Raw genomic sequence first — 22,237 nt, forward strand, 5'->3', positions numbered from 1 at the left:
TTCTCCCGCTGTGACCTGCGGCTGTCATGGCCGCGCCGCGCACAATTCGGGCCTCCGCACATTTGTCAGCTCCGCCTTCCGGAGCTCATCGCCATGCAACGTACCGCTCTTGCTCTCGCCGCCGCCTCCTTGATGCTGCTGCAAACCACCGCGCCCGCCCAGGCCGCCGCCAAGCCCGCGGCCAAGCAGGCTCAGGCCAGCGCGGCCGGCACCCAGGTCTGGGACCTGAGCCAGCTCTACGCGAGTGACGCCGCCTGGGACGCCGAGCGCCTGGCCTTGCTGGCCGAGCTGCCCAAGGTCAAGGCCTTGCAGGGCACGCTGGGCCAGAGCGCGCAAAGCCTGCGCACTGGCCTGGACCAGATCTCGGCCCTGCGCCTGCGCCTGAATCGCCTGCAGTCCTATGCCTTCCAGAAGGCCGACGAGAACACCCAGAACAGCGAGGCCCAGGCGCGCCGTCAGCTGGCCGATGCGGTGGGCAACCAGTTCGGCGAGGCGGCGTCCTTCGTCAGCGCCGAGGTGGGCGCCATGGGTTCCGTCAAGGTGGAGGCTTATCTGGCGGCCGAGCCGGGCCTGGCCAAGCACCGTCAGGGCCTGCGCACCATGCTGCGCCTGGCCGCCCACACGCTCAGCCCCAAGGAAGAGGCCTTGCTGGCCGGCGCCGCCGATCCCCTGCAGCAGCCCGGCGCTATCTACGGCCTCTTGACCAATGCCGATCTGCCCTGGCCCAAGATCAAGATCCGCGGCAAGGAGGTGGTGCTGGACCAGGAGCAGTACACCGCCTACCGCTCGGACGCCGACCCGAAAGTGCGCGAGCAGGTGTTCAAGGCCTTCTGGCCGGTCTACAAAGCGTACGAGCGCACGCTGGGCGCGGTCTACGCCGCCAATCTGCGCGGCACCGTCTTCATGGCCCGGGCGCGCAACTACCCCAGCAGCGTGGCCATGGCCCAGGGCAGCGACAACATCCCCGAGGCGGTCTACCGCAGCCTGGTGCAAGAAGCCAATGCCGGCCTGCCGACGCTGCACCGCTATCTGAAGCTGCGCAGCCAGGTGCTGGACCTGAAGAAGGCTGGCTACCAGGACATGTATGTGCCCCTCGCCAAGCCCTCGGGTGAGTACAGCCAGGCCGAGGCGGAACGCTTGACGCTGGCAGCCCTGCAGCCGCTGGGCGCCGAGTACACGGGCAAGCTGGCCGCGGCCTTCAAGCAGAACTGGATGCACTCGGTGCCGCAGCGCGGCAAGGTTTCGGGCGCCTACATGAACGGCGCGGCCTATGACGTCCACCCCTTCCTGCTGATGAGCTACAACGGCGACTACCTGGGCATGTCCACCCTGGCCCATGAGTGGGGCCATGCCATGCACTCGGTCTACTCGAACGCCAACCAGCCCTTCGAGACGGCCGACTACTCGACCTTCATCGCCGAGATCCCGTCCACCGCCAATGAGCTGCTGCTGGCCGATTACATGATCGCCAACGCCAAGACGCGCGAGGAAAAAATCTTCGCCCTGAGCCAGCAGCTGGAGAACATCCGCAGCACCTTCTTCCGTCAGGCCATGTTTGCGGAGTTCGAGCTGGCCTCGCATGAGGCGGTGGAAAAAGGCGAGGCCGTCACCGGCGAAAGCTTGAGCCAGATCTACCTGGGCCTGCTCAAGCGCTACCACGGCGACGCGCAGAACGTGGTCAAGATCGACCCGCTCTACGGCATCGAGTGGGCCTACATCCCGCACTTCTACCGCGATTTCTACGTGTACCAGTACGCCACCTGCGTCAGCGCCGCGGCCTTCTTTGCCGAGGGCATTGGCCAGGGCGACACCGCGCTGCGTGAGCGTTACTTCACCTTGCTGAAGTCGGGCAGCTCGGCCGATGCCTACGCCCTGACCAAAGCCGCCGGCCTGGACCTGGCCACGCCCGAGCCTTACCGCGCCCTGCTGCGCCGCATGAACCGGGCCATCGACCAGCTGGAGACGCTGCTGGCGAAGAAGTAAGGCTGGTGGTCGCCGCGCTTCAGACGGTGGGCGGCAATGCCTTCTGCATGAAGAAGCGCGAGCCGCCCTGCGGGTAGTCCGGCAGCTCGCCGAAACAGCGGTAGCCCTGCTTCTCGTAGAAACCGCGGGCCTGGAACTCGAAGGTGTCCAGCCAGGCGCCGTGGCAGCCGCGCGCTTGCGCCTCGGCCTCGGCCATCTGTAGCAGGCGCCGGCCCAGGCCCTGGCCGCGGGCTGCTTCGGGCACCACCAGCAGCTGGGTGAACAGCCAGCCATAGGAGGTGTAGCCCCAGAGCCCGCCCAGCACGGCGCCGCTGCGTGGATCGATAACGCTGATCACCAGCGGCCGGCTTTGGCTGGGCGCGGCATGGCTTTGGTTGTAGGCCACCAGGGGCTGGACGATGGCCTGGCGCAGCGCTTCGTCGGCTTCTTCGCTGAGCCGCAGCTGCAGGTGTGCGGGCGCGCAGGGCTGGCCAGGCACGGGCCGGGGCAGCAGGTAGAGGCTGCGCTCCACCCCGTCGGGAAAGGTTTCGCGGCGCAAGACCTGACCCCCGAGCCGCTGCACCAGCTGGCGCGCCGCGTGGTTGTCATCCTTGGTGTAGGTCTGCACCTGCTCCCAGCCGAACTGCTCGTAGGCATGGGCGATGGCCGCCACCGAGGCCTCCTGCGCCAGTCCGCGGCCGCGAAACTCGGGCAGCAGCCACCAGGTCAGCTCGCGCGGCCAGCCTTGGCCTTGCCAGAAACCGCAGACACCGACCAACTCGCCTTGGCTGTCGGGCTGCCGCAGCCTGAGCGCCCAGACCCCGAAGCCCTGCAGATGCCAGCTGCCCAGATCGGACGCCAGGCGCGCCCAGGCGGCGGCCGGGCTCAGCGGCCCGTTGTAGAAGGCCGAGGCCTCGGCGTCGGTGTAGAAGCGCTCGTACAGCGCGGCGCAATCGGCGCTCAGTGGCTCCAGGGTCAGACGGTCGGTGTGGAGCGTGGGGATCAGCATGAGCGTTGGGGCCGAAATGACTGGGCCGCGAAGGTCAGATAGAGGGGTCTAGCGATTCTTTCATGGCTGCTCGCTGGCCCAGTTCAGGAGGCGCGCCGCAGCTTCCACGGGGCATAGCGTTCCTCCGGCCCCTGCGCCAGGCGGGAAGGCAAGACCTGGCCCCCGCTGCTGTGCAGTTGGCGGAACTTCATCATCAGCGGCTGCCAGGCTTCGGCATCGATGCGCTCCGACTGCGCGCCTTGCAGGATGGCCTCGTCGACATGGGTGCGCAGCAGGCGTAGCTCGACCATGCAGCTGGCGATGGGCAGGCGCGGGTCCTGCGTGCCGAAGGGGCGGATGTCCACCACCTGGGCTTCCAGCTGCACCTGGCATTCGCGTACCCGGGGCGGCGCCACCTGCTCCGAGGGCTGTGCGCTCAGGCCGGCTTCGCCGAGCTTGTCCGCCACATGGCGGTAGCCCAGCCATTGTTTGTGCAGGGGCAGCTGGTGCGTGCCGGTGCACAGGGCCAGGCGGTTGACGGCCTCGGCATTGGCCGTGCTGGCCAGGTTCAGCACGCACTCGCCCTGGCGCTTCAGATTGAGCAGGGTTTGCGAGCTGGCATCCAGGCCCAGCATGCAGCTCCAGCCCAGCCACCAGGCCGAAGACATGGGTGCCAAGTTGGCGCTGCCGTCTTCGTTCAGGCTGCTGATCAGGACGACGGGCGTGCCCCAGTAGTGGATGGCGGGTTCGATCGTGCGGTGCATGGCGTGTGGCTCCTGGCGCGGGCTGCGCCGATGTGGAGTTGCCAGTCTTCCCGCGAACGGCGGCGCCGTCAGCCCGCTTCTTGCGGTCCGCTCAAATCCAGCGTCATGAAGCGCCAGCCGGGGTGCAGATGCTCGGGCACTTCGGCGCCGGGGTAAGGTCCAGCGTCGCGAAACCCTTGCGCCCGGTACAGGCGATGCGCCGCCGCCATGAAAGGCGCGGAATCGAGGCAGAGCTGCTGCAAGCCCAGGCTGCGCGCATCGCCGATCAACTGCTTCACCAAGGCTTCGCCCAGGCCCTGGCCGCGGCTGGCCGGGCGCAGGTAGATGCGTTTGAGGTCGCCCAGCCCAGGCGTCAAGGCGCGCAAGCCGCCCATGCCGGCCAGCTCGCCGCCCAGGTAGGCCAGGTAGAAGCGGCCGCCTGGGGGCTGGCAGATCTCATCGAGATGCTTCGCCACATAGTCCGCCAAGGGCATGCCCAGGGCTTGCTCAGTGGACACGCCCAGATGCTGCTGCAACTGCTCCATCACCCAGCGCATGTACTCGGTGTTCAGCTGCAGCAAGGCCGCGCGGTCGCGAGCCAGCTGGGCCGGGCGCAGGCTGATGAGGGCGGGCCGGGCCATCAGGATGCGCTCGCCTGCCAGGCGTAGAGCTGCAGATCGCGGCTGCCGTCGGGGCTGCGCATGATGCGTTCGAACTGCAGGCCGAGCTTGAGCAGCAGTTTCTGCGAGGCCTGGTTGTCCAGGCGTGTGGTCGCCAGGATGCGGCGCAGGCCCAGCGTCTCGCGTGCATGCGCCAGCACCGCGCTGGCGGCCTCGAAGGCCAGGCCCTGGCCGGCATGCTCGGGCAGGAAGGCAAAGCCGATGTCGGGGCTGTCCAGATAGTCGCGCTGGGTCAGGCCGCACATGCCCACGGTCGCACCGCTGGCGCGCAGGTCAACCGCGCAAAAGCCGAAGCCCAGGCGCGCGTAGTTTTCCAGCGCACCTTGTTGCAGATAGCGCTCGGCGTCTTCCAGCGTGTGCACGCCGCGGTCGCCGATGAAGCGCAGCCAGCTGGGCTCGTTGAGCAGGCGCAGCATGAAGCCGGCGTCGGCGAGGGTCAGGTGGCGGATGGCCAGGCGTGGGGTGCTCAGCATGGCTTGCTTCATCGGCCCTCGGCTGCGGCCAGAGCCAGTCGCAGATAGTGGCTCACTTGCTTGGCCTCGATATCGGCCTCGGTTCGCAGCTTCAGGTGCCGGCGCAGCTTGCCGCTGCCTTCCAGCAGGCCGAACTCGTCCGGCATGGCCGCGCCGTGCCCGAACTCGACCGAGACATGTTCTTTGTAGACAAACACGCCACAGAACTGCGTCGGCCCACAGGCGAACAAGATGCCGCCGTACTTGATCTCCTCCTCCAGCGGCTTGAACTCCCGCTTCAGCAAGGCCCGCAGCGCCACGGCAATGCTGTGGCCGTCCTCGTTCAGCAGACGGATGTCTTCGAGCCAGTGTTCAATCGATCGGGTGGCCATGTCGGGGCTCCGGTGGTCTGTGTGGCCTGAATGCTAGCGCGCGTCTGCTGCCAGCGTGATGGCAGCAGCCGTCGCTCTGACAGCCATGCGCTGCACCCTCGGCCAGCGGCACGCGAATGGCGACCGTGCCCGTGCGCCCCATGAAACTGGGCCCCGTGAGTGCACCCGCAACACCTGGCTTTCGGGGTCATGACGGCAGCGTGCGGCCGCGCGTGCCTCAGATGCCCCGCTTCAAGTTCAGTGTGAACACGCTGCCTTTTCCCTGCTCACTCGCGACGTCCAAGCTGCCGCCCATGGCCAGTGCCAGCAGGCGGGTGACAACGAGCCCGATGCCCGTGCCGTGTATCTTGCTTTCGCTCCGCCCCAGGCGGTTGAAGGGCTCGAACAGGTGCGTCAGCTGATCGGGGCTCATGCCCAAGCCCGAGTCCACGACCGCGAACTGGACCGTCTGCTCCGACACGCTGACGCGCAGCGTCACGGACCCGTCCTTCCGGTTGTACTTGATGGCGTTGGACAGCAAGTTGATCAGGCATTGCTGAAGCCGGCCGGCGTCTGCCATGACGACCGTGTCGGCGGGGCATTGCTGCAGCTCGACTTGGATCTGGGCCAACTCGGCCTGGGCCGTGGCTGCTGCCAGCGCAGCCTGAGCGGCCTTGCAAGCGTCGACAGGGGCCGTGTGGACGACGAACTGCCCGCCCTCCAGTCGGCTCAGGTCCATGACGTCCTGCAACAGGGCTTGCAGGTGCCAGCCAGCAGCCAGCAGGCCCGTCAAACGCTTTTGCTGCACGGGGTGAAGGGCGTGCTGTGGATCCGAATCGATCAGCTGAGCGAAACCGAGAATGCCATTCAGCGGGTTGCCGATCTCGTGGGCGAGGTAGGCCAGCATCATGGACTTGGTGCGGCTTTCCGCTTCGGCCTCCGATCGCGCCAGTTCGGCTTCCCTGGCCTTTTCGCGCGCCGTGACATCGTGCAGCAGCAAGGTGGTCACACCGGATTCGTCGGAGCCGATGCGGAAGCTGCTGGGTTCCAGCAGCCGCTCGACCCCATCGCTTGGCGTGAGCCTCAGCAAGGGGGCCGGCTTGCCGCTGTTCCCGGCATTGACTGCTGTCGCGCAATCGAGCAGGGCTTGAGCGTCGGCCAGCACGGCGCTGGCGTGCTCCCCGAGCACCGCTTCGCGATGGACGCCGAACAGCCGGCATGCGGCCTTGTTGATCAAAACGATTCGGCCTGCGGCATCCAGGCTCACGATGGCGTCGGAGGCCTCGGTCACGATATCGGCGACCCTCTCGGCACCGAGGCTTTGCCAGTGTTCACTCAGTGCGCGCAGTGCTTGGTCGTTTTCATGTTTGATGCGCAGAAGGTTGCGCACGCGGGCGATGAGGACCGGCACCTGGTAGGGCTTGGCGATGAAGTCGGTGGCGCCTGCGTCCAGGCCTTTGGCCTCGTTTTCAACATCGGAAAAACGGGTCAGCAGTGCAATCGGAATCTGCCTCAGCACCGGATCCGCCGTCATGGTCCGGCACACTTCGAAGCCGTCCATGCCCGGCATCTGCACATCCATCAGCACCAGATCGGGCGGGTCTTCCAGCATGAGTTCCAAGGCTTGCGCGCCGTTGGTGGCGAAGCGGATGCGCCCCACCAGGGTTTGCAGCGTTGATTGCAGGGTCTGGATCGCACCGATGTCGTCGTCGACCACCAGCAGCGAGGCGTCTTTCGGTGGCGGGAAGGACGGCGGCATCCGCTCGGCGTGAAGGGCGATGCGTTTCAGGCGCAGCTGCGCCTGGACCCGTGACAAGACCTGCGGCGTGGACAAAGGTTTGGGCAGAAAGTCGACCGCGCCACGTGCGAACACTTCCGCTTCGAGTTCCGCCGAACGGTGACTGGTGATCACGATCACAGGCAAGCGGCTCAGGGTCGCGTCGGCCTGCAAGGCCTGCAGCACCTCCAGGCCGCTCATGCCCGGCATCTCTTCGTCGAGCAGCATGAGGTCCGGGCAGTGCTCGCGCGCCAGGCGCAGGGCTTCTGCGCCTGTTCGCGCGAAGCGCAGTCGGGCGAAGCCACTGAGCATGTGGCTGAGTACCTCGATGGCGATGGGGTCATCATCGACAAGGAGGAGTTCGGGGCGATTCATCAGTGACTCCCTGGGTGCGCGGATGCTCTCAAGCAGGCGAAGGGCCTTGCTTCGAGCGACCTTGCGTCTGTGCAGCTTGATAGCTGCCGTGGCTGCCGGGGCTCGAGTGGAGGACGCGCGCCCGGCTTCCCGGCGGATTTGAGTCTAGGTGAATTGAGGGCAGGCACTGCAGCGCTGGCAGCATGGCCGCTCATTTTGGCCTTTGGCTGACCGTCCCATCAGTTAGGCTAGCGGTCGATTGGGCGCTGGACGCCTCACCGCATTTGTAGAAAGTTGGAGCCCATGTTGTTGCTCACGAACAAGCCCCGGCTGGCCGCCTGCCTCACCTGGGTGGTTGGATTGGTGCTGAGTGCCGGGCTCTGTGTGTGGATCCATCAGGCCAATCAGCAGTTGATGCAGTCGCGTCATGCCCAGTTGACCGATGAGGTGGCCGGCCTGGTGACGCGCAAATTCGGGATGTACGAATATGGTTTGCGCGGTTTGCGCGGCGCCGTGGTGGCGTCCGGCGTGGAGGCCTTCACGCGGACCCGGTTCGAGGCCTACCACCAGACCCGTGACCCGGCTCGCGAATTTCCTGGGGCCCGCGGCTTCGGCCTGATCCGTCGCCTGGCGCCCGCCGATGAGGCTGGCTTCTTGATTCAGGCTCGTTCGGATGGTGCGCCTGACTTCAGCATTCGCCAGTTGGAGCCGCATGGGGGCGAGCGCTTTGTCATCCAATACATCCACCCGACTGACAGCAACCCAGGCGCCATGGGCTTGGATGTGGCCTCCGAGGTCAAGCGCCGTGAGGCCGCCTTGGCTGCCGCCCGTGAAGGCACCGTCCAGCTGACGGCTCCGATCACGCTGGTTCAGTCGGGAGATCATCCACGGCGCGGCTTTCTGGCCTTTTTGCCGATCTACGGTACAGCGGCGCCGGTGCACGCCCCCGAGGCGCGCACTGCCTCGGTCGTCGCGTGGAGCTATGCCCCCTTGTTGGTCGACGATGTGTTGGCTTCGCTCGGTCTTCAGCTGCAGGAAATCGGCATTCGCTTGACCGATGCCAGCGAAACGCAGGCTTTCTTTGATTCGGCTCAGCGCGACGGAGCGCCTGCACTTGCTGGCCTGCCTGAGCTCAGTCGCGAGCTGTCTCTGTTCGGCCGCCGCTGGGTGCTCCAGTCGCGCGCGCTGGAGCCTCTGGCCGCCGCCGCCCGACCGACTTCCCTGGCTTGGGTGGGGGCGGCGGCTGTGCTCGCGTCCAGTCTGCTGGCCTTGCTGGTCTGGCAACTTCTGCAGGCGCGTCGAGGGGGGCTCACGGACGGCGCCGCGATCGACGGCGCTGCGGCGGAGGTCACGCTGTGGCGCTTCCTGGGGAGTCCGCTGGCGCGCTGGGCGGGTCTGGCTTATCTGTGCTTCCTGCTGGTCTACGCCGGATTGGGCTACCAGTTTCAATGGCGGCTGCAAATGGACGAGGCGCTTCGCACCTTGACGGGCTTGGCGGACGAGCGGGCCGAGCGGCTCAAGGCGGCGCAGGTCTCGCGACGCAAGATCATGTTGTTCCTTGCTGAAACACCACCGGTTCAGGGGCTGCTGCGGGCGTCGGCGACCGGTATCGACCCCTGGGATGGGTCCAGCCGAAAGGCCTGGGAGTCGCGCATGCAGCAGATCCTGCGCGCTCACATCAAGTCTTCACCCGAGGTCTACCAGGCGCGTTTCATCAGCGTGGCGGAGGGCGGGCGAGAGCTGGTGCGCGTGGAGCGCAGCGGCCAGGATGTGGTGGCTGTGTCCCAAGAAAGCTTGCAAGCCAAGGTGGATCGCACCTTGATGCAGCAGGCTTCACGACTGGCACAGGGCGAGGTCTGGATCTCGGACCTGGATTTGAATCGGGAAAACGGCCAGCTGGAGCAGCCCCATCGGCCGACGATTCGTTACGCGACACCGGTCTACCGGGCGACGGGGCAGGTCTTCGGCATCATTGTCGTCAACGTGGACGTGAGCGAGCGACTCAAGGAGTCCCTCAAATCGGTCCCCGAGGGTGTCGAACTGCGCGTCATGAATGGGGCTGAGGACTACCTCTTGCATCCGGACGCTGGCCGGGCTTTCGGTTTCGACCTGGGTGCTCGATATCGCTGGCAGGATGAGTTCAAGCCGGCGGCGCTTCCTGCGCACGTGCCCGCGGTGGACCGCCTGCGAACTTGGGCGGGCCCGGATGGTTTGGTGGTCAGCGCCAATGCGCTGGTGAGTCCGAATGCCGGCAGCAGCACGGGCACTTTGTCCTATACCGCCAGCCTGCCTTTGCAGCGTCTGGAAAGCGCGGTCTGGGCGGCGCTCGGCCAGCATCTGCTGCTGCCCTTGCTGGCCGGTTCGGCTTCCTGGCTCCTGCTGTACTTGTACTGGGGCGGGGTGCAGCGGCAGTTGCAGGTGAAGGGCCAGCGCTTGCGACTCGCGACCATCGTCGACCAATCCTTGGACGCCATCATTGCCCTCGACGCTCAGTACCGGGTGCGTTCATGGAATCAAGGGGCCGTGCAGTTGTTCGGCCTCAGCGAAGCGTCGGCGCTCGGCCAGCCGCTCTTCAGCTTGATCGATGCGCCGGTCGGGGCGGGGCCATCTCTGGACGCCGATGGCGCGACGGCGCTCTCCTTGAGCGAATTCGAATGCCGCGGCCAGGATGGCCGGCGCTTGCGGGTTTGCATGCGGCTGTCGGCTCTGGCGGGCGGCGAGTATTCGGCCAGCCTTCGCGATGTCACCAGCGAACGTGAGGCGCAGGCTCAGATCGAGGAGCTCAATCGCACCTTGGAGCAGCAGGTGCAGGAGCGAACCGCGAGCCTGGCTCAGGAGCGGCAGCGCCTGCGAAACATTCTGCTGGGCACCCGGGTGGGGACCTGGGAGTGGAATGTCGCGACGGGTGAAACCGTCTTCAATGAGCGCTGGGCCGACATCATGGGTTACCGCCTTGATGAGCTGATGCCCCTCAACATCGAGACCTGGGCCACATTGGTTCATCCCGATGACTTGCAGGCGTCCGGCGCGCTGCTGCAGCGCCATTTCGCCGGCTTGGACGAGCACTATTCGATTGAAGTTCGCATGCGTCACAAGGACGGCTCTTGGGTCTGGGTCTTGTCGCGCGGCCAGCTCGTGACACGCAAGGCCGACGGCGAGCCTGAATGGATGTACGGCACGCACCAGGACATCAATGCCATCAAACACGCGGAGCTCGAGCTCAAGCGGCTGGCGGCTTTGCTCGCCGGCGTGCTGCGGGCTGCGACGGAGCTCTCCATCATCGCCACAGACGCGCAGGGAATGATCACCCTCTTCAATGCAGGCGCCGAGCAACTGCTCGGCTACCAGGCCGAAGAAATGGTCGGGCGGAGTTCACCCGCGCCCTTGCATCTGCCCGCTGAAGTGGTGGCGCGCGGCCTGGAGCTCTCGAATGAATACGGTGTCGAGATCTCGGGCTTCCGGGTCTTCGTCCACAAGGCCGAGCTGCAGGGTGCCGAGCAGCATGAATGGACCTATGTGCGCAAGGGTGGCAACACCGTGCCGGTGTCGCTGGTGGTCACCGCCATACGTGATGAGCAGGGCAGCGTTGTCGGCTACCTTGGCATCGCCCAAGACATCACCGACCGTCTGTGGAATGAATCGGTCCTGCGCCAGGCCAAGGTTGCCGCTGAGGCGGCCAGCGCTGCCAAGAGCATGTTCCTGGCCAATATGAGCCATGAGATCCGGACGCCGATGAACGCGGTGATCGGGGTGACCCATTTGCTGGACAGCACGCCCTTGGATGCCGACCAGCGGCAGCTGTTGGACAAATTGCACATTGCCGCGCGCTCGCTGCTGGGCATCATCAACGATGTGCTGGACCTGTCCAAGATCGAAGCGGGCGAAATGTCGGTGCAGGCGGCGCCCATGAACCCCCGGGTCCTGCTGGATGAGCTGGCGCAGATCTTCGGCCCGCAGGCCCAGGCCAAAGGCATTGCACTGGAGCTGTGTGGCTTGGATGCCTTGCCGCCTGTGCTGATGGTTGACGAGCTGCGTCTGCGCCAGATTCTGGTCAATCTGATCAGCAATGCGATCAAGTTCACCGCGCAGGGAGGCGTGTCCATCGAGGTCGAGCGCGAGCCGGCCGCCGAGGACCATGGCGCCCCCTTCCTGCGCTGGCGTGTCCGCGACACCGGGGTGGGCATCAGTGTCGAAGCCCAGGGCAAGTTGTTCGACCCCTTTGTGCAGGCCGACGCATCGACCACACGGCGTTTTGGTGGCACAGGTCTCGGCCTGTCCATCGTTCGCAAGCTGGCGGGCTTGATGGGCGGCGAGGTGGGCTTGCAAAGCGAGCTGGGGCGCGGCAGCGAGTTTTACTTGCGTCTGCCGCTCGTCGAGGCGGAGGAGGCGCATTTGGCCGCCCAGACCCGGGGTTCTGCGGGCTTGGACGTCGTCGTGGTCGATGACAACCCCGATGACCGCCGGATTCTCGCGGGCATGTGTCGCGCCCTGGGATGGAGCGCCCTGGAGCTGAGTTCCGGCGTGGCCCTTGTCGAATATTGCAAGCGCATCGCGGCTCTGGGGCAAGCCGCCCCGGATGCCTTGCTGGTGGACTGGCAGATGCCCGAGCTCGATGGCCTGCAGGCCTTGGAAATGCTGGTCAACGAAGTCGGCAAGGCACGTTTGCCGGCGACCTTGGTGATTTCAGCGCAGGAGCGCAGTGCTGTTGAGGCCGAGGACCACCATCACCTGGTCGATCAAATCCTGACCAAGCCGGTGGGCCCTTCCGAACTGTTCAATGCCGTCAACCACAGCGTCGCTCGCCACACCGGCAGCACGGACCGTGTGGCTCGATCCACCCGGACCAGCGCCATCGACTCGCAGTGGCTGGCCGGGATTCATGTCCTGGTCGTGGACGACAGCGACATCAATTTGGAGGTCGCGCGGCGTCTGCTGCAGCGCGATGGAGCGATCGTGCAGACAGCAAACGGTGGTCACGATGCACTCGCTCTGCTGCGCCGCGAACCGGCACTCTTTGACGCGGTATTGATGGATGTGCAGATGCCGGAGATGGACGGCTACGAGGTGACCCGCTTGATTCGCAGTGAGCTGGGCCTGGACCGGCTGCCGGTGCTGGCCTTGACGGCGGGCGCGCTTGAAGAAGAGCGGCAACGCGCTGTAGCGGCCGGCATGAACGACTTTTTGACCAAGCCCTTGGATCCGCAGATCCTGGTGCGTGCCTTGCGAACGGCCGTCGAGGCGGCCCGCGGGGCGCCCTTGCAATTGCCGCGCGCTGTACCGGCGCGGCAACTGCCACCGGACTGGCCGGACATTGCCGGGGTGGACGGACCGGACGCCGCGAATCGGCTGGGCCAGGATGCGGCGCTGTTCCTGCGCATGCTGGAGCGTTTGCTGCGTGAGTTCGGTGCGGCCCGCTTCAGCGCGGCCGATGGCTCAGAAGCGCAGGGGGCGGAGCTGGTGGCTCGCCTTCACAAGCTGCGCGGCTCCGCAGGTCTGCTGGGCGTCCGGGAGGTGCACCGACTCGCGGGAGAGGCAGAGAACGCCTTGCGCGCCGGGGCTCAGCCTGCTGCTGTGCAGCCGACCCTGCTGGCTTTGGAGCAGGGCTTGCAGGACCTGGAGCAAGCGGCCCGGCCGGTCTTGCTTTTGCATGAGCGCGCCGAGCAGGACGCCCTGTTGCGTGAGGAGGCCGCGCCGTCCTCGGTCGCCGTTGCCGCGCCCCCGGCGGCAGACTTGGCGCAGTGGCTGGACTTGCTGCGCCAGCAGGACCTCTCGGCCGGCCCGCGCTTCCAAGAGCTCGCCCCTGCACTGGAGGCGCTGTGGGGCCGCGACCCACTGCGCGTGGTGCGTGAAGCGGTCCAGGATCTGGATTTCAGTGGCGCTCTGCGCTTGATCGAGCAGATCTCTGGCCCCGACCCGGATGGTTCGGATCAGGTGGGGGTCTGACGCTATGCTCGCACCCATGGAAAAGAAAGAACTGTCGAACGAGCCAGTGCTTCTGCCCAGCATTCTGATGGTGGACGACGACCCGACCGTCATTCAAGTTCTGAGCAAGTGCCTGTCTGGCATTGGACGGCTGCGCTTTGCAACCAGCGGCGCGATGGCGCTGCGCCTGGCCAGCGCGGACGTGCCAGACCTGGTCTTGCTCGACGCGGAGATGCCGGGGATGACCGGGTTTGAGGTCTGGCAGGCCATGCTCGAGGAGCCGCGGCTGTGCGAGGTTCCGGTGATCTTTGTCACCAGCCACAGCGATGAGTTGATGGAGGAACAAGGCCTCGGTTTGGGCGCCGCGGACTTCATCGCCAAGCCGATTCGGCCTGCCATCGTCGCCGCGCGGGTCAGGACGCAGCTGCGCTTGAAGCGTGCCCTCGACGACTTGAAGCGGCTCGCGTCCGTGGACGGCTTGACTCAGTGCGCCAACCGCCGGGTCTTGGATGAGCGATTGGCCGCAGAGTGGAGCCGCGCCGCACGCGGTCAACGTGCCTTGTCCATCGCGATGGTGGATGTCGACCATTTCAAGAAGTTCAACGATCACTACGGCCACTTGCGCGGCGATGAAGCCCTCATCGCCGTGGCCCAGGTGCTGCGCCGCTGTGCCTGCCGCCCCGGGGATTTGGTCGCGCGCTACGGCGGTGAAGAGTTCGCCCTGCTCCTGCCGGAGACCGATGAAAAAGGTGTCCAGGTCGTGGCAGCGGGCATCCAGGCCCAATTGCAAGCGCTGAATTTCCCGCACGCCATGGCCAGCCTCGGGCGTTTGTCCGTCTCCATTGGAACGGCCAGTTTTGACGAGTCCAGTGAGGGCTGGACCAGTGTCAGCGCCATGATGCAGTTCGAGGGCACGCCGCCTGCGGGTTTGACGGTCGAGCGTTTGCTGGCTTTTGCGGATCGAGCCCTGTATGCCGCCAAACAGGCCGGCCGCGCGCGCAGCAGCCATGAGCGCATTGATCTGCGCTCCGAGGCCTGAGCCGGCCCCAACGCTCTAGTCCTGCGCTGGAGTCCAGCGCAGGGGCCGTGTCGGGCAGGCTCAATGCCCGCGTTCTTCGGCCCCCGTCAGTTTCAGATGCGCTTGGCCAGCTCTTCGGCCTTGCCGGTGTAGCTGCCTGGCGTCATGGCCAGCAAGCGGGTCTTCTCGGCTTCGGGCAGCTCCAGGCCGTTGATGAACTCGCGGATCGACTCGGCCGTGATGGCCTTGCCGCGGGTCAGCTCCTTCAGGCGCTCGTAGGGGTTGGGCAAGGCGTAGCGGCGCATCACGGTCTGGATGGGCTCGGCCAGCACTTCCCAGGCGCTGTCCAGGTCTTGCGCCAGGGCGGCTTCGTTGATCTCCAGCTTGTCCAGGCCCTTGAGCAAAGACTCATAGCCCAGCACGGCGTAGCCGATGGCCACGCCCATATTGCGCAGCACGGTGGAGTCGGTCAGGTCACGCTGCCAGCGGCTGATCGGCAGCTTCTGGCTCAGGTGCGTCAGCAAGGCATTGGCCAGGCCGAAGTTGCCCTCGGCGTTTTCGAAGTCGATCGGGTTGACCTTGTGCGGCATGGTCGAAGAACCGATCTCGCCGGCCACCGTGCGCTGCTTGAAATAGCCCAGCGAGACATAACCCCAGACATCACGTGACCAGTCGATCAGGATGGTGTTCAGGCGCGTGGTCGCGTCGAACAGCTCGGCCATGTAGTCATGCGGCTCGATCTGGATGGTGTAGGGGTTGAAGGTCAGGCCCAGCTGGCCTTCGATGACGCGCTGGCTGAAGCCTTCCCAGTCGAACTCGGGCCAGGCGCTCAGGTGGGCGTTGTAGTTGCCCACGGCGCCGTTCATCTTGGCCAGCAGCTTCACTTCGGCGATGCGGGTGCGTGCCGTGCGCAGGCGGGCCACGACGTTGGCGATTTCCTTGCCCACGGTGGTGGGGCTGGCGGTCTGGCCGTGGGTGCGGCTCAGCATGGGCGTGGCCGCGGTGGCGTGGGCCATGGCGCCGAGCTTGGCAATGATGCGGTCGATGGTGGGCAGCAACACGTCCTGGCGTGCGGCCTTGAGCATCAGGCCGTGGCTGGTGTTGTTGATGTCTTCGCTGGTGCAGGCGAAGTGCACGAACTCGCCGGCTGCCTTCAGCTCGGTGCTGGCGTCAAAGCGGGCCTTGAGCCAGTACTCGACGGCCTTGACGTCATGGTTGGTGGTCTTCTCGATGTCCTTGATCGCCTGGGCATCGGCTTCCGAGAAGCGCGCCACCAGGCTGCGCAGCAGGCCGCGCGCGGCTTCGCTCAGGGGCTTGAACTCGGCAAAGCCAGCGTCCGACAGGGCGATGAACCATTCCACCTCGACCTGCACGCGGCGGTGCATCAGGCCGAACTCGGACAGCAGCGGGCGCAGCGGCGCCACACGTGCGGCGTAGCGGCCATCCAGGGGCGAGAGGGCGCTGATCGAGGAAAGCGAGGCGGTGGACTGGGTGGTCATGGCAGTGGGCGGCTGCGGGCCGCCAGGGCTGATGAGGGGGAGGTGCGATTGCCCGGGCCGCCAGGCTGGCCCTGCTCTCGCAGCGGCCCTCGGCTCGGGAAAAACCCGCAGATTTTAGCCGCGGATGACAGGGTGATGAAAAGCGCCAGTGGGCGCCGGAGTTGGATTGCCATCGCCCTGGATTCACAGCCTTTTGAGTTGGTACTTTGACTACAAATAGGCAATTGAACGTGAGAAATTACCGGGAAACCACCAGCTATCGAATGTAGTTTTACTCCACTAGCATCGCCTCGCCTGAACCCACCGCGGCATGCGGGTCGGTGCCCGGGCGCTGCTTCAGCTGGAAGACACCAAGCAAGGATGCACATGAACACGCACATCGAGAAGGCGCCCGCACGGGGCTGGAGTGGTCAGGTACGCAGGGCATTGGCGGGCTTGGCCTTGCTGGTCCTGAGCGCCTGCGGCGGCGGCCAGACGGAGCAGCCCGGGGCGGCGTCCATGAGCCAGGCCACGGCGGCAGCGGCGGATGCCAGCGCGGCCGGGCCGCGCGTGATCGATGCCAACACCACGGTGCTGGTGCCTGTACCTGCAGCCCCGGTGCCCGACACCACTCGTGCCAAGGCTGCTGCCGCCCGTGTGACCACGACCGCGGGCAGCTCGCTGCGCGTGCACTACCGCCGCGCCGATGGCGACACCAGCGGCTGGCAGCTGCACAGCTGGGGCGCGGCGCAAAGCCCTGCCTGGAATGGCGGCTGGAACGCCAGCGGCAGCGACGATTTTGGCGCGATCTATGACGTGCCCCTGGCCGCCGACAGCGGCACGGTCGGCTACCTGCTGCACAAGGGCGACTGGAAGGACTGGGGCGGCGCCGACCAAAGCTACGAGCTCAAGCCCGGTGCCAATGAGATCTGGCGGGTCGAAGGCGACAACGTCACCTACACCAGCAACCCCTTGGGCCTGCCCGTGCCCAATCTGCACACCGTGCGCGTGCACTACCAGCGCTTCGACGGTGGCCACAGCAACTGGGGCCTGCATCTGTGGAACGGCAGCGGTCTGAATGTGGCCGCGCTGCCCGCCGGCCTGCCGATCGACCAATGGGGCGCGCCCGTGGCCTTCAACGCCATGCCCGGCCATGCGGCCGGCGCGGGCGAGATCGTCTTCGACATCCCCGTGCTCAACCCGCGTGACGATGCCAGCCGCAAGGCCCTGGAATTCATCATCCACGGCATGGCGCCGAACCAGAACGACAAGGACGGCCGCGACAACAACATCCGCGTCGATTACGCCGGCCTGAAGATCCAGAACCAGGTCGGCGAGATCTGGCTGGTGCAGCAGGACGCCACCGTCTACACCGCGCCACCCGATCTGCGCTCCGTCTCCAGCAGCGACGCCCGCGCCGTCTGGCTCAACCAGCGCCTGCTGCAATGGCCGCGCGTGTTCGCGGCTGCGGCACCGGCCGGCACGGTGGTCAAGCTCTACCACTCGGCCACCGGCCAGATCGTGGTGGCCAAGGACGCGCCGGTCAGCGGCGCCGATGGCGCCATCACCCTCGATGCCTTCAGCGGCAATGTGCCGGCGGCCGATGCCCAGCGTTTCAAGTACGTGGCGGCGGGCGGTGTGTTCCTGGTGCGCGAGGCTGACCTGCCGCGCCTGCCGCAGCTGCACACCCAGCAGCTGGTGCTGGTGCAGGAAAACGCGGCCGGCCACGTGCAGAACGCCAGCACCGCGCAGATCGCCGGGGCGCTCGATCATCTCTACAGCGCCGCCGCCGAGGTGAACGATTACGGCGCGACGGTCAAGAACGGCCGCACCCAGTTCAAGCTCTGGGCGCCCACGGCCCAGGCCGTGCAAGTGATCGTCACCGCACCGAGCAGCAACCCCTTTCTGAGCCGCAGCCAGACCGTGGACCTGCAGCGTGACCCGGCCACCGGCGCCTGGAGCAGCAGCCTGGCCGGCGAGCTGAACGGCCGCAGCTATCGCTATGCCGTGACGGTGTTTGTGCGCGGCGTCGGCCTGGTGCGCAGCCTGGTCACCGATCCCTACTCCCTGGCCCTGACCTTGGGTAGCCAGCAAAGCGTGGTGGCCGATCTGCAAAGCGCCGCCTTCAAGCCCGCCGGTTGGGACGCCAGCCAAGCGCCCGCCACCGTGCAGGCCACGCCGGACATGAGCATCTACGAGCTGCATGTGCGCGACTTCTCGGTCAACGATGCCACCGTGCCGGCCGACAAGCGCGGCAAGTACCTGGCTTTTGCCGAGGGCAACTCGAACGGCATGAAGCATCTGCGCGCCCTGGCACAAAGCGGGCTCAGCGATGTGCACCTGCTGCCGGTCTTCGACATTGCCAGCGTGAACGAAAAGGGCTGCGTGACGCCCAATCCCAGCGGCAGCGCCGACGGCGAGGCCCAGCAGGCCCTGGTCAGCGCCACAGCCGGTAGCGACTGCTTCAACTGGGGCTATGACCCCTACCACTTCACCACGCCGGAAGGCAGCTACGCCAGCAGCGTGGCCGACCCGGCCGCGCGCATCGTCGAATTCCGCCGCATGGTGCAGGCGCTCAACGCCGCCGGCCTGCGCGTGGGCATGGACATGGTCTACAACCACACCAGTGCCTCCGGCCTGAACAGCGCCTCGGTGCTGGACAAGGTGGTGCCCGGCTACTACCACCGTCTGAACGCCAGCGGCGGCATCGAGCGCTCCACTTGCTGCGAAAACACAGCGGCTGAGAACCGCATGATGGCCAAGCTGATGATCGACTCGGCCATTGTCTGGGTGCGCGACTATCACATCAGCTCCCTGCGCTTCGACATCATGGGCCACCATCCGCGCTCGGTGATGGTGGACCTCAAGGCCGCCGTCGATCGCGCCAGCGGCCGCCCGGTGCAGATCCTCGGCGAGGGCTGGAACTTTGGCGAGGTGGCCAATGGCGCGCGCTTTGTGCAGGCCGATATGTTGGGCCTGAACGGCACCGGCATCGGCAGCTTCAACCCCTTCATCCGCGACGCCGTGCGCGGCGGCAGCTCCTTCGACAGTGGCAACAACCAGTTTGCCAACCAGGGCTTCATCAACGGCCTGTTCTATGACGCCAATGCCTTCGGCGGCGGCAAGACACGGGGCGACCTGATGTGGCATGGCGACCAAATCAAGGCCTCGCTGGCCGGCTCTATCCGCAGCTACGAGCTGCAGACCAGCTGGGATGCCAACCTGCGCCTGGAGCAGATCAATGTCGGCGGCCTGCCCGCCGGCTATGTGCTGGAGCCCGGCGAGGTGGTCAATTATGTGGAGAACCACGACAACACCAGCCTGTTCGACAATAACGTCTTCAAGCTTCCGGCTGGCACCAGCCGCGAGGATCGCGCCCGCGTGCAGGCCTTGGGGCTGGCCATCAATGCCTTCAGCCAGGGCGTGGCCTACTTCCATGCTGGCGTGGACACCTTGCGCAGCAAGTCCATGGACCGCAACAGCTACGACTCAGGCGACTGGTTCAACCGCCTGGACTGGAGCTATGCCGACAACAACTTCGGCGTCGGCCTGCCGCCGCAGCGCGACAACGGCGACAACTGGTCGCTGCTGCGCCCGCTGCTGGCCGACCCGCTGATCAAGCCTGCCGCGGCGGACATCGCCTGGACCCGCGACGTCTTCCGCGACCTGCTGGCCATTCGCAAGAGCAGCAGCCTCTTGCGCCTGCGCACGGCCGAGGACATCAAGGCCCGGCTCAAGTTCCACAACACCGGCTCCGCCCAGGAGGCCACGGTGCTGATCGGTCAGATCGACGGCCAAGGCTATGCCGGTGCTGGCTTCCAGGAGCTGGTCTATGCCATCAATGTGGACAAGCAGGCCAAGCAGCTGACGGTGCCAGGCTTGATCGGCCATGCCCTGCAACTGCACCCGGTGCACCGCGCGGCGGGCGCCGCCGATGCCCGCGCCCGCCAGGCCAGTTTTGATGCGGCCAGCGGTGTGCTGAATCTGCCAGCGCGCACGGCGGTGGTGTTTGTGCGGCCCTGAGCCACGCTTCAGCGCGGCGTTGGTCTCTCAAGGCGCCGCGTTGAAGAAGGCAATGCGCTCGGCATGCGCCGGGTGGCTGGCAAAGGCCATGGGCAGGGGTGACTTGTCCTGGCCGCGTTGTCGTTGATAGGCCGTGAGGCGCTCGAAGAAACGCACCATCACGCGCGGCGAGATGCCGGCTGCCTGCAGCATTTGGCGCGCGTGCAGATCGGCCTCGCGCTCGAATTCGCGCGAGTAGTCGGCCTGCGCCAGCCAGGCCGGCAGGCCGGCCAGCAGGGCCGAGAAATCACCGACCAGCAGCCCGCTCACACCGGCCACCATGCCGGCCTGCAAGGCCAGGCGCATGCCGTGGCGGTGGCGCACGTGGCCGAGCTCATGGGCCAGCACGCCGGTGATGATGTCGGGCTCGTCTGCGGCCAGCTCGACCAGGGCATCGGTCAGCACGATGTCGCCGCCGGGCAGGGCAAAGGCATTGGGCCCCAGGGCCTTGGGGCCGGCACGGAAGTGCAGTCGGTAGGCCGGCAAGGGTTCGGCCAGCGGCTCCAGACCGGCGCGCAGGATTTCATCGCGGCGCACGACCGCAGCCAAGCGCCGCGTGATCAGCTCCTGCTGGGCCTCGCTCAGCGTGCTGGGCTTGAGCCACATGCGATCGACATAGTCGAGCGCCTCGCTGGAGATCTGCTGCTCGGCCGCGGCAGGGATCAGCGCCGCACCTTGCTGGGCCACCCAAGGGATGCCCCAGACCCAGGCCGAGGCGAGCAGGCCCGCGCTCAGCAGCACGCTCACGCCGACCAAGCGCCAGCTGCGCATGCTACGCACGGTCAAGCTGTCGCGCAGGCCCGAGCGCCGGGCCCAGTCGTCCCAGTTCTGGCGGCCCTCGGGCGCCGGGTCTTCGCAGAGCATGCCGCCATCGGGCAGCAAGGCCTGGCGCTCGCCATGGCGCAGGCGCTCGGGCCAGACCACGTCGCGGGAGGCGTGGCGTGCCAGCACGGCCGCCCCTTCATTCGATTCGGTCGCCAGGGCTTGCAGAAGCAGCCAGCGCCCGTCTTCACTGAGCCAGGCCCAGACGGCTTGCGCTTGCGCGCTGCGGCCGTCAAACCATCGGGCACGCAGCCGCGGTTCGCCGCACCATAGCGATGTAGACATGGCTGAACTCACCATCCCATGTCAAAGCCGAAGAAGTCGCCGGCCGCCTCGCCGCTGGCGTCGTTCGTTGCCCCCTGTGCTTGCGCACGCCAGGCCTCGACATCGCCATGCACCTGCAGGGACACGGATTCCAGGCGCAGGCGCGCGGTTTTGATGGCGGCGAAGGGGCGGTAGAGGCTCAGCGTCAGAGCCGTGAGCAGCCAGTTGATCAAGGTCAGCCAGAGCAGGCGGCGAAAGCTCAGGCGGCTGTGGAACTCCAGGCCTTCGCTGCGTGTGCCTGACCAGACCAGGTTCTGTGTGCGGGCGGTGAAGTAGGGCCCGATCATCATGAAATACAGCAAGTAGCCCAGCATCACGATGCCCACACCGATGGCCGGATTCATGGCCCCGCTGGGCTTCAGCAGCAGCACCAGACCCATGGCAATGCCGATGGCCAGGGCCAAGGGCAGCAAGGACACCAGCAGCCCCTTGAGTACCAGAACGTAGAACCTCCCTGTGCCCACCATGAACTGCCCGCGCTGATCGGCATAGGCGTAGCCCTCATGCTGGTAGCGTTTGATGCGGGCCAGGAAATAGGGGCTGAGCAGCACCATGCCGACCAGGCCCACCATGCCCACGATGGCGCCCGGCCCCATGCGAGCCATCGGATCTTTCCAGGCTTGCCAGGCGGTACCGGCCATCAACAGCATGGCGGGGATGTAGAGCGGCGCCACAGCTTTGTAGGCGCCGGCCAGATCGCCCTGGAAACTCAGCCGCAGACCGCGCCAGCGCGTGTTGCCCAGGCGGAACTGCAGGCCCGCGCGCCACAGTGCCGGCCAGAGCGCGCACAGCAGCAGGTAGGCCAAAAAGCCCGCCAGCGGCGAGAAATGCCCGGCCAGGCCATAGGCGCCGGCGAGCAGGAGCAGCAGCACAAAGCCGCGGAACATGGGCCAAGGTCGGCCATGGAAGCTCAAGGCCTGGCCGCCGACGCGTGTGTTGGCGTAGAAGTAGCGCAGGCGCCGCACCTTGGCGAAAGGCAGGTAGAGCCCCAGGGTTAGCAAGGTCAGCAGGAGATTGACGATCCAGATGCGAAAGTACTCGCTGCCGCTGCCGGTGAACTGTATTTGCAAGGTCAGGGGCTCAGGCCTTGCTTCAGTTGCAGGCGTGTAGACGCAGGCGGCGTCTGGCAGTTCAATCATGGTGGGGTCCTCTCTCCCTGTCCGGCCTTTCGAGCGAAGGCACTTGTCTGTTGTTCGCGGCATGGCGCGCGCGAGGCGCGGGCAGTGTGCCCCAGCCTCAGGCGGCTTGGCAACGAACTCCCTCCTCAGAGGGAGAGGGTCTGCC

General features: G+C 66.4%; 13 protein-coding genes and 1 pseudogene. 4 read left to right on the forward strand and 10 right to left on the reverse strand.

The features are described from left to right. The first annotated feature begins 93 nt into the window (after window positions 1-93). Window positions 94-1,983 carry an oligoendopeptidase F gene (gene pepF / locus ACQY39_RS05335; protein ID WP_428504101.1) on the forward strand — a complete coding sequence of 630 codons (1,890 nt, stop codon included), beginning with the start codon at window positions 94-96 and terminating at the stop codon, window positions 1,981-1,983. Window positions 1,984-2,002: 19 nt separating this feature from the next. Here the strand turns inward: pepF and ACQY39_RS05340 are convergent, their stop codons facing one another. The 7 genes and pseudogenes from ACQY39_RS05340 to ACQY39_RS05370 form a co-directional block, all read right to left on the reverse strand. Further along, a complete protein-coding gene (locus ACQY39_RS05340; protein WP_428510726.1) occupies window positions 2,003-2,431 on the reverse strand; it encodes a GNAT family N-acetyltransferase in 429 nt (142 codons plus the stop codon). A 108-nt stretch (window positions 2,432-2,539) separates the two neighbouring features. Further along, window positions 2,540-2,971, reverse strand: a pseudogene (locus tag ACQY39_RS05345) (GNAT family N-acetyltransferase); the annotation flags it as partial. Window positions 2,972-3,054: 83 nt separating this feature from the next. After that, a complete protein-coding gene (locus ACQY39_RS05350) occupies window positions 3,055-3,714 on the reverse strand; it encodes a flavin reductase family protein (protein WP_428504103.1) in 660 nt (219 codons plus the stop codon). Between the two features lie 68 nt (window positions 3,715-3,782). After that, window positions 3,783-4,334 (reverse strand): GNAT family N-acetyltransferase, encoded by a 552-nt coding sequence (locus ACQY39_RS05355; protein WP_428504105.1) that lies wholly within the window; start codon window positions 4,332-4,334, stop codon window positions 3,783-3,785. Continuing rightward, window positions 4,334-4,846, reverse strand: coding sequence for a GNAT family N-acetyltransferase (locus ACQY39_RS05360; RefSeq protein WP_428504107.1), 513 nt, complete (start codon window positions 4,844-4,846; stop codon window positions 4,334-4,336). The genes ACQY39_RS05355 and ACQY39_RS05360 overlap by 1 nt, the downstream gene beginning before the upstream one ends. Before the next feature lie 8 nt (window positions 4,847-4,854). Continuing rightward, window positions 4,855-5,217, reverse strand: a complete 363-nt coding sequence (locus ACQY39_RS05365) for a DUF1801 domain-containing protein (protein WP_428504109.1) — start codon at window positions 5,215-5,217, stop codon at window positions 4,855-4,857. Between the two features lie 217 nt (window positions 5,218-5,434). Further along, window positions 5,435-7,348, reverse strand: coding sequence for a response regulator (locus ACQY39_RS05370; protein ID WP_428504111.1), 1,914 nt, complete (start codon window positions 7,346-7,348; stop codon window positions 5,435-5,437). 282 nt (window positions 7,349-7,630) lie between these two features. Between ACQY39_RS05370 and ACQY39_RS05375 the strand changes: the two genes are divergently transcribed. Next, window positions 7,631-13,270 (forward strand): CHASE domain-containing protein, encoded by a 5,640-nt coding sequence (locus ACQY39_RS05375; protein WP_428504113.1) that lies wholly within the window; start codon window positions 7,631-7,633, stop codon window positions 13,268-13,270. A gap of 16 nt (window positions 13,271-13,286) precedes the next feature. Continuing rightward, window positions 13,287-14,288 carry a GGDEF domain-containing response regulator gene (locus ACQY39_RS05380; RefSeq protein WP_428504115.1) on the forward strand — a complete coding sequence of 334 codons (1,002 nt, stop codon included), beginning with the start codon at window positions 13,287-13,289 and terminating at the stop codon, window positions 14,286-14,288. Between the two features lie 92 nt (window positions 14,289-14,380). Here the strand turns inward: ACQY39_RS05380 and purB are convergent, their stop codons facing one another. Continuing rightward, window positions 14,381-15,766 carry an adenylosuccinate lyase gene (purB, locus tag ACQY39_RS05385; protein ID WP_428504117.1) on the reverse strand — a complete coding sequence of 462 codons (1,386 nt, stop codon included), beginning with the start codon at window positions 15,764-15,766 and terminating at the stop codon, window positions 14,381-14,383. A gap of 366 nt (window positions 15,767-16,132) precedes the next feature. On the opposite strand from purB, the gene ACQY39_RS05390 reads away from it, so the two are divergent. Continuing rightward, the gene (locus ACQY39_RS05390) at window positions 16,133-19,768 is read left to right on the forward strand and encodes an alpha-1,6-glucosidase domain-containing protein (RefSeq protein ID WP_428504119.1); all 3,636 of its coding nucleotides are present in this window, start codon (window positions 16,133-16,135) and stop codon (window positions 19,766-19,768) included. A gap of 27 nt (window positions 19,769-19,795) precedes the next feature. Here ACQY39_RS05390 and ACQY39_RS05395 read toward each other — a convergent pair whose 3' ends face one another. Together ACQY39_RS05395 and ACQY39_RS05400 are read right to left on the reverse strand one after the other, a co-directional pair. After that, a complete protein-coding gene (locus tag ACQY39_RS05395) occupies window positions 19,796-20,914 on the reverse strand; it encodes a M48 family metallopeptidase (protein ID WP_428504121.1) in 1,119 nt (372 codons plus the stop codon). A gap of 8 nt (window positions 20,915-20,922) precedes the next feature. Continuing rightward, a complete protein-coding gene (locus ACQY39_RS05400; protein ID WP_428504123.1) occupies window positions 20,923-22,092 on the reverse strand; it encodes a YjgN family protein in 1,170 nt (389 codons plus the stop codon). Window positions 22,093-22,237 lie beyond the last annotated feature (145 nt).

Source organism: Roseateles sp., from assembly GCF_965262435.1.
Lineage (GTDB): Bacteria > Pseudomonadota > Gammaproteobacteria > Burkholderiales > Burkholderiaceae_C > Paucibacter_A.

Coding starts and splice junctions, on each gene's coding strand:
- ACQY39_RS05365 (WP_428504109.1), bottom strand. CDS start 5,217: ATGGCCACCCGATCGATTGAACACTGGCTCGAAGACATCCGTCTGCTG.
- ACQY39_RS05375 (WP_428504113.1), top strand. CDS start 7,631: ATGTTGTTGCTCACGAACAAGCCCCGGCTGGCCGCCTGCCTCACCTGG.
- ACQY39_RS05380 (WP_428504115.1), top strand. CDS start 13,287: ATGGAAAAGAAAGAACTGTCGAACGAGCCAGTGCTTCTGCCCAGCATT.
- ACQY39_RS05370 (WP_428504111.1), bottom strand. CDS start 7,348: ATGAATCGCCCCGAACTCCTCCTTGTCGATGATGACCCCATCGCCATC.
- pepF (WP_428504101.1), top strand. CDS start 94: ATGCAACGTACCGCTCTTGCTCTCGCCGCCGCCTCCTTGATGCTGCTG.
- ACQY39_RS05390 (WP_428504119.1), top strand. CDS start 16,133: ATGAACACGCACATCGAGAAGGCGCCCGCACGGGGCTGGAGTGGTCAG.
- ACQY39_RS05355 (WP_428504105.1), bottom strand. CDS start 4,334: ATGGCCCGGCCCGCCCTCATCAGCCTGCGCCCGGCCCAGCTGGCTCGC.
- ACQY39_RS05350 (WP_428504103.1), bottom strand. CDS start 3,714: ATGCACCGCACGATCGAACCCGCCATCCACTACTGGGGCACGCCCGTC.
- ACQY39_RS05360 (WP_428504107.1), bottom strand. CDS start 4,846: ATGCTGAGCACCCCACGCCTGGCCATCCGCCACCTGACCCTCGCCGAC.
- ACQY39_RS05400 (WP_428504123.1), bottom strand. CDS start 22,092: ATGATTGAACTGCCAGACGCCGCCTGCGTCTACACGCCTGCAACTGAA.
- ACQY39_RS05395 (WP_428504121.1), bottom strand. CDS start 20,914: ATGTCTACATCGCTATGGTGCGGCGAACCGCGGCTGCGTGCCCGATGG.
- purB (WP_428504117.1), bottom strand. CDS start 15,766: ATGACCACCCAGTCCACCGCCTCGCTTTCCTCGATCAGCGCCCTCTCG.